The 7,923-nt window shown below is 40.7% G+C and carries 6 protein-coding genes; 5 read left to right on the forward strand and 1 reads right to left on the reverse strand.

Translation table 11 applies throughout. The features are described 5' to 3' along the window. Positions 1–31 precede the first annotated feature (31 nt). Genes QOW94_RS03155 through QOW94_RS03165 form a run of 3 tightly spaced genes read left to right on the forward strand, consistent with a single transcriptional unit; the run spans position 32 to position 3,376 of the window. On the forward strand, positions 32–2,263 hold the full coding sequence (locus tag QOW94_RS03155; RefSeq protein WP_283678713.1) for a RelA/SpoT family protein: 2,232 nt from the start codon (positions 32–34) through the stop codon (positions 2,261–2,263). An 8-nt stretch (positions 2,264–2,271) separates the two neighbouring features. Beyond that, positions 2,272–2,718 (forward strand): D-aminoacyl-tRNA deacylase, encoded by a 447-nt coding sequence (gene dtd / locus QOW94_RS03160; protein ID WP_283678714.1) that lies wholly within the window; start codon positions 2,272–2,274, stop codon positions 2,716–2,718. A gap of 13 nt (positions 2,719–2,731) precedes the next feature. Further along, entirely contained in the window at positions 2,732–3,376 is a 645-nt protein-coding gene (locus QOW94_RS03165) for an HAD-IA family hydrolase (protein WP_283678715.1), read from the forward strand. A gap of 37 nt (positions 3,377–3,413) precedes the next feature. Here the strand turns inward: QOW94_RS03165 and QOW94_RS03170 are convergent, their stop codons facing one another. Then, positions 3,414–4,259, reverse strand: a complete 846-nt coding sequence (locus QOW94_RS03170; protein WP_283678716.1) for an N-acetylmuramoyl-L-alanine amidase family protein — start codon at positions 4,257–4,259, stop codon at positions 3,414–3,416. A 344-nt stretch (positions 4,260–4,603) separates the two neighbouring features. On the opposite strand from QOW94_RS03170, the gene hisS reads away from it, so the two are divergent. Both hisS and aspS read left to right on the forward strand, forming a co-directional pair. Next, the gene (hisS, locus tag QOW94_RS03175) at positions 4,604–5,896 is read left to right on the forward strand and encodes a histidine--tRNA ligase (protein WP_283678717.1); all 1,293 of its coding nucleotides are present in this window, start codon (positions 4,604–4,606) and stop codon (positions 5,894–5,896) included. 15 nt (positions 5,897–5,911) lie between these two features. Next, positions 5,912–7,699, forward strand: coding sequence for an aspartate--tRNA ligase (aspS, locus tag QOW94_RS03180; RefSeq protein ID WP_283678718.1), 1,788 nt, complete (start codon positions 5,912–5,914; stop codon positions 7,697–7,699). Positions 7,700–7,923: the final 224 nt, after the last annotated feature.

Genomic DNA, 7,923 nt, shown 5'->3' on the forward strand with positions numbered 1-7,923 from the left:
ATATAAATTGCGTGAAGGAAGAAGTGATCTTATGGCTACAAGAGACTGGACAAGCGAAGACGTTATCCAAATGGTCAAGGGATATATGAATAAGGAACACGTCGCCGAAGTTCAACGGGCGTTTGATTTTGCAAATACCGCTCACAGCGGCCAAATGCGGCAGTCGGGTGAGCCATATATTACTCATCCAATTCAAGTTGCGGGAATCCTTGCTGATCTCCACATGGATCCCGCTACGGTATCTGCTGGCTTTCTCCATGATATCGTCGAGGATACTGGGGTCGAGCTAACTGATGTTCGGGAACTGTTTGGTGATGATGTTAGCCTAATCGTTGATGGCGTTACCAAGTTGTCAAAAATTAAATATAAGTCGAGTGAAGAACGACTTGCAGAAAATCACCGGAAGCTACTTTTAGCGATGTCGAAGGATATTCGGGTAATGATTGTAAAGCTGGCTGATAGACTGCATAATATGCGGACCTTGAAGTCACTTCGCCCTGATAAACAAAGACGAATTGCAAAGGAAACTCTTGAAATCTATGCGCCAATCGCAGATCGACTAGGTATTGGAACCATCAAGTGGGAACTTGAGGATATTGCTCTTCGATACTTGAACCCACAACAATACTATCGAATCGTTCATTTAATGAATTCAAGGCGGGATCAACGTGAAGATTACATTCAAAATGCCATTCAGAATATCAATGATGCGATTTCTGACCTCAATATTAAAAGTGAAATATATGGTCGACCAAAGCATATCTATTCGGTTTACCGCAAGATGGTTGATCAACATAAGCAATTCAGTCAAATTTATGACTTGTTGGCAATTAGGGTAATTGTTGATTCAATTAAGGATTGTTACGCCGTTCTTGGAGCCATTCATTCAGAGTGGAAGCCAATGCCAGGCCGGTTTAAAGACTACATTGCAATGCCAAAAGCCAACATGTACCAATCACTGCATACAACTGTAATTGGTCCGGAAGGAAAACCACTAGAAGTTCAAATTAGAACTGAAGAGATGCATCAAGTCGCTGAATTTGGTATTGCTGCTCACTGGGCTTACAAAGAAGGAATCAAGAGTGGTGTCAAACAGTCGAATGATAATAATAAACTAAACTGGTTTAAGGAAATTATCGAGCTGCAAGAGGAAACCGATGATGCATCTGATTTCATGGATAGTGTAAAAGGTGAGCTGTTTGGCGACCGTGTTTATGTCTTTACGCCAAAGGGCGATGTTTTTGAGTTGCCCAAAGGAGCAGGTCCACTTGATATGGCCTACATGATTCATACTGAAGTTGGTAATCACACAACTGGTGCAAGGGTAAACGGAAAAATCGTTCCCCTTGATTTTGCGGTTGAAAATGGTGATATCGTTGATATTATTACTTCGACTAACTCTGCTGGACCAAGTCGTGACTGGGTTAAAATGGTTCATACTCGACGAGCAAGAAATAAGATCAAACAATTCTTCCGCCAGGAGGATAGAACCCAAAATATTGAAACCGGTCGGGATATGTTGGTTCATAAGTTAAGGACCGATGGATTCGACCCAAGGGTTGTTATGACCGATGAAAATTTGACGGCAGTTGCTAAGGGGATGCATTATCAGCACGGGGACGACGTGTTGGCAGCAGTTGGATTTGGTGATTTACAACCAACTGGAATTACTAATCGGTTAACGCATGATTTGCGAGCTAAGCAAAAGAAAGAACGACAGGATCAAGCTGAGAAGGAAATTTTTGAAGGCCACCAAACAATTTCCGAAACCACCGATTCCCAAACGAAAAAGAAAAAGAAGCAGAAAGCATCAAACGGAATTATTATTGAAGGGGTCGACAATCTGCTGGTAAGACTGAGTCACTGTTGTACACCTGTTCCAGGTGATGATATTGTCGGTTATATTACAAAAGGTCGTGGGGTGTCTGTTCACAGAGTGGATTGTCCTAATATTAGAAAGGCTGAAGAAAACGGCGATCGGTTGATTGAAGTTTCTTGGGATGCTCCTGACGAAAGCCGAACTAATTATCCAGCTAATCTTTCCGTTTCAGGATACAACCGAACTGGGTTACTAACTGACGTACTAACAGCGGTTAATAACGTTACAAAAGATGTTTCTTCTGTCAATGGGCAAGTTGACCATAATAAGATGGCGACGATTTCTATTTCAGTTGGGGTAAGAAATTGGGAACAACTTGACCGATTAATGAGTACAATTAAAAATATTCCAGACGTTTATGTAATTGAAAGAACGTTTAGATAGGAGTTAGTATGCGAGTCGTATTGCAAAGAGTGAAGTCCGCCTCAGTTACCATTGAGGATAAGTTATTTAATGAGATTGGCGCCGGCTATTTATTGTTGGTTGGCGTGAATGATCAAGACGGTGAAGAAGAGATTGAGTATTTGGTTCACAAAATCAGTAAACTAAGGGTATTTGAAGATGATGCTGGCAAGATGAATTTGGATATCAGTAGTGTTAATGGCGAAATACTGTCGATTTCTCAATTTACTTTGTTTGCTGATACCAAAAAGGGTAACCGCCCAAGCTTTGTGAACGCTGGGGAACCAGGCCACGCTAAGAAAGTTTATGAGCAGTTTAACGAAGCGTTATCTCAAACTGGTTTGACAGTAAAATCCGGTGAGTTTGGTGCTGATATGATGGTTGGTCTACAAAATGATGGCCCAGTCACGATTTTGTTTGATACGGAACATAAATAAGGTGAGGCAAACGATGATTAATTACTTATTCTGGGATTTTGATGGTACGGTAATGGATACTTATCCAGCAATGGTAGCAGCTTTCAAACAAGCACTGATGGATTTGGGCATCGATGACGTCGAAATTGATGAGCATGATATCTATAAGATTATGCGGCAACATTCTGTTGGGGCTGCCTTGGATAAATTTTCAGCTTTTTACCGGTTAAGTCATGATTCACTTGCTAAGCTTAATGGCAAATATCAGACTATGAATGTTACTGATTCAAAACCATTTGCTGGGGTTGAAGGGGTTCTGAAGTTTGCTGTTGAGAATGGTGGCAAAAACTTTTTGCTAACCCACAGGGATGACCAATCCAAGGAACTCCTTGCTGAATCGGGTTTACTTGAATATTTTAGTGATTTTGTCACATCAGCGAATGATTTTCCGCGTAAACCAAAGCCTGATTCTTTGAACTATTTGATTGAAAAAAATAATGTTTCTAGGAACCATGCAGCGATGATTGGTGATCGTTCTTTAGATATTGAAGCGGGCCACAATGCCAACATTGAGGGTTATTTATTTGATCCGGATAGAACCATTGTCACAACTGGTTCAACAGAGTATAGAACTCCTAGTATGACTGAATTAAGAGATTATCTAATAACGAGAAAATAAATAAAACCCGTGAAGTCATTACCTGATTTCACGGGTTTTATTGTTGTTGGGTAGCAAAGTATCTGCTCAGCCCATCTACGACATCTTCAGCATACTGGTTTTGATAGTCTGCTGATTTGATTTTTTTAATATCGTTATCATCATTGATATAGCCACCTTCAATTAAAATTGAGGGAACTGATGTATCTCTGATTACTAGGAAGTCACCAAACTCAACTCCGCGATTAGCAAGACTCAGATTGTCCATACTATCATTTATTGTTTTTGCTAACTGTAGCGATTGGCCTTTGTGGTAATAGTAGCAGGTAAAACCACTGGCTACGTTTGCCTCATCAGATGAATCAAAGTGAAAGCTGATAAATGCATTTGCTGAATTATTCATTGCGATAGCTGGCCTCTTTGCTAGGCTAACTGTTTTGTCTGTGTCCCTGGTCATAATTACGTTTGCCCCTTTTTCTCTAAGTAGATTGGCTACTTTGGTGGCAACTTGAAGGGTGTATGTTTTCTCTTTTAAACCAGTAGTTGACAGCGCGCCTGAGTCAGAACCACCGTGACCAGGGTCGATCACAATGGTTGCCTCAGACAATTTAGAGACGTCCTTAATTTTGCCATTGGTAACTAACCAGGAGGCTACCCAGCCAATCGTTCGGTTATTTGAAATAACTTTGATCCAGTTATCTTTTCGGTCGATCACCTGCAGCCGAGTTCCGCGAGTTACTTTTTCCTTAACCTTATAGGTCACTGCCGGCCCAGTTCTTAAATTCAATTGGTTTACTTTGACGGTTACTGAGTTGGAGTATAGCGATATTACCAGAATGGTAAACGTAAAGATAATGGCGACAATCGTAATGATCCAACTTTTATTTTGTTTTATTTTTTTCAATGTTTTGCCATCCATTTCGTTAAATACTATTACATTATAGATTAAGTTGGTGAAGTAGCAAAACTAAATCTATCTTGACATTGTGGTAATAGTCGACTATCGTTATTTACAGTTAAACATTCAACCGATAAAAAGAAACAGTAGGAAGTTTCCAATCTTTAAGAAAGCACATGGTCGCTGGAAATGTGTGATTGGTCTTCCGAATGACACTTTTTAATAAGGTTAATAGTAAATTTACTATTCGCGCGAGCGTTACTCTTGAGAATTATTAAGGTGGTACCGTGCGAGAGCACCCTTGTCAATTGACAGGGGTGCTTTTTTTTATATTTTTAGGAGGATATAACATGAGATATCAACGCCCAAAAGGAACAGCTGATATTTTGCCGGAAGAGGCAAAACGGTGGAATTATGTAGAAGAAACGGCAAGAATGCTGTTTGATAACTATCGCTACCAAGAGATCAGAACGCCATTATTTGAAAACTTTGAAGTATTCTCACGAACTTCTGGTGATACATCTGACGTTGTCACTAAGGAAATGTATGATTTCAAAGATAAGGGTGATCGCCATATCAGTTTGCGACCAGAAGGAACGGCTGGGGTTGTCCGAGCATTCGTTGAAAATAAACTTTATGGTCCGGAACACGTGAAACCCGTTAAGGTGTTCTACATGGGTTCAATGTTCAGATACGAACGCCCTCAATCCGGCCGGCAACGTGAATTTCATCAAATTGGGGTTGAAGCATTTGGCAGTAACGAGCCTGAATTAGACGTTGAAGTAATGGCTATGGCTATGGACCTGTTGACTAGACTTGGTCTCAAGGACTTGAAGTTAACAATCAACACGCTTGGTGATACTGAAACTAGAGATAATTACCGCCAAGCGTTGATTGATTTCCTTGAGCCTCACTTTGATGAGCTTAGCGACGATTCAAAGGTTCGTTTGCACAAGAACCCACTCCGCGTACTGGATAGCAAGGACAAAGGCGACCAAGAAATTGTTAAGGATGCCCCATCTATCTTAGATTATTTAAGTGAGGACTCCCAAAAGCACTTTGCTCAGGTGAAATCCTTATTAGATGAACTTGGAATTGAGTATGAAATCGATAAAACAATGGTGCGGGGACTTGATTATTACACGCACACGATTTTTGAAATTATGGTTCAGTCAAAGGCCCTTGGTAGTGGCTACACAACCATCTGTGCTGGTGGTCGGTATAATGGTTTGGTTGAAGAACTAGGTGGCCCAGAGATGCCAGGAATTGGTTTTGGTCTTGGGGTTGAAAGATTGATGGTCTTGCTTGAAGCAGAAAACGTTGACTTGCCAATTCTCAATACGCTGGACGCCTACGTTGTTGGAATCGGTGAAACAACCAGTGCGGCAACTTTGAAGGTTGTTCAAGCCTTGAGGCGAGAAGGATTTTCTAGCGACCGTGATTATTTGGCTAGAAAGCCAAAGGCGCAATTTAAGACCGCTGATAAATTAAATGCACAGTTTACAATTACAATCGGGGAAACCGAGCTTGAGAATAACACAGCAAACGTTAAGCAAATGGCAACTGGTAAGGAACTATCAATCGATCTTGATCGAATTTTAGCTAACTTTAACGATGTCGTTGCGAACGATTTCAATGACTAGAAGGGAAATGAGAAGATGAAAAGAACTACTTACGCAGGCCTAGTAAACGAAGAGTTTATTGGCCAAGAGGTTGTATTAAAAGGATGGGTTCAAAAACGCCGTGACTTAGGGGGATTGATTTTTATCGATCTTCGTGACGTTAAGGGAATCGTTCAATTAGTATTCAGTGAAGAATACGGTGAGGAGGCACTTAAGGTTGCTGACGAACTTCGGGGCGAATATGTAATTGAGGCTAAGGGTAAGGTTGTTGCTAGATCTGAAAAAGAGGTCAACGACAACATGAAGACTGGTAAAATCGAGGTCGATATTACCGAAGCTAAAATTTTGGCCACTGCCAAGACCCCACCGTTTTACATTCAAGATAATATCAATGTTTCTGATGACCTAAGATTGAAGTATAGATATCTTGATCTTCGCCGGCCAGAAATGCAAAAAGCAATTCTTTTAAGAAACAGAATTATTCAATCAGTTCACAGTTTCTTTGACTCACAAGAATTCATTGATATTGAAACACCAACTTTGACTAAGTCAACTCCAGAAGGTGCGAGAGACTACCTTGTTCCTTCACGGGTTTACCCAGGTTCATTCTACGCACTGCCACAATCACCACAACAGTTTAAACAATTGTTGATGGGAGCTGGATTTGATAAGTATTACCAAATTGCTCGTTGTTATCGTGATGAAGACCTTCGTGGTGATAGACAACCAGAATTTACCCAAATTGATATGGAAATGTCATTTGCTGACCAAGAGGAGATTGAAGACGTGACTGAAGGCTTAATTGCTAAGGTTATGAAGGATGCTCTTGGAGTTGAAGTTAAATTACCATTTGAAAGAATGAGCTGGGATGAATCGATGTCACGGTTTGGTACTGATCAACCTGACGTTCGGTTTGGAATGGAATTAAAGGATCTTTCAGACATTATGAAAGATGTTGATTTCAAAGTATTTAAATCAGCCGTTGAAAATGGAGGCCAAGTTAAGGCTATTGCGGTTCCTGGTGGGGCAGATCTTTATTCAAGAAAAGACCTCGATCAATACGGTCAATACGTTGAAAGATTTGGTGCTAAGGGACTTGCTTGGTTGAAGGTTACCGATGATGGCTTTAGTGGTCCAATCGCCAAATTCTTCAAGGATGACGACGTTCGCGAAAAGATGTTGGCTGCTACTGATGCCAAGACTGGTGACTTATTGCTGTTTGCCGCTGACAACAGTCGAGTAGTTGCAAGTACGTTAGGCTATCTTCGGGTAGCCATTGCCAAAGAACAAAATATGATTGATGAATCCAAGTTTGCTTTCTTGTGGATCATCAACTGGCCACTCTTTGAATACGATGTTGACTTGAAACGTTACGTGGCAGCTCACCATCCATTCACAATGCCAAACGAAGAAGATGTTCACTACTTGACTAATAGTGATGAGGATCCTCATAAAGCCTATGCTCAAAGTTACGATATCATTCTTAATGGTCTTGAATTAGGTGGGGGTTCAATCCGTATCCATACTAGAGAACTTCAAGAAAAGATGTTTGAAGCCCTTGGGTTTACAAAAGACAGCGCCGAATCACAATTCGGTTACTTCTTAAATGCGTTAGATTATGGTTTTCCACCTCATGGAGGTCTTGCAATCGGATTAGATCGTTTTGCAAGATTGCTTGCTGATCGCGAAAACATTCGTGATGTTATCGCATTCCCTAAGAACTCAAAGGCAGTTGAACCACTTACCAGTGCACCTCAACCAGTTGCTAACAAGCAGTTGGATGACCTTGGAATCTTTGTCGCTGATAAGGATGAAGAAAAATAATTATTGTTCATCGCAGACCGATATTATCTGGGAGTAATGGTTAATGGCCCCCATTCATGACGAATACTTTGGATATTAAATATTTAAATAAACGCCAAAGAGGCTGGGACAAAAGTCCTAGTTAAAGCAAAAAAGCTTCGGAAATAAAAATTTCCGAGGCTTTTTTGCATTTTACGTAGCACAGAGAATTCAACTCTGCTATTCTTAAATCGACTAAAACCCAA

Origin of the sequence: Lentilactobacillus sp. Marseille-Q4993 (assembly GCF_951230165.1) — a bacterium.
Classification (GTDB): domain Bacteria; phylum Bacillota; class Bacilli; order Lactobacillales; family Lactobacillaceae; genus Lentilactobacillus.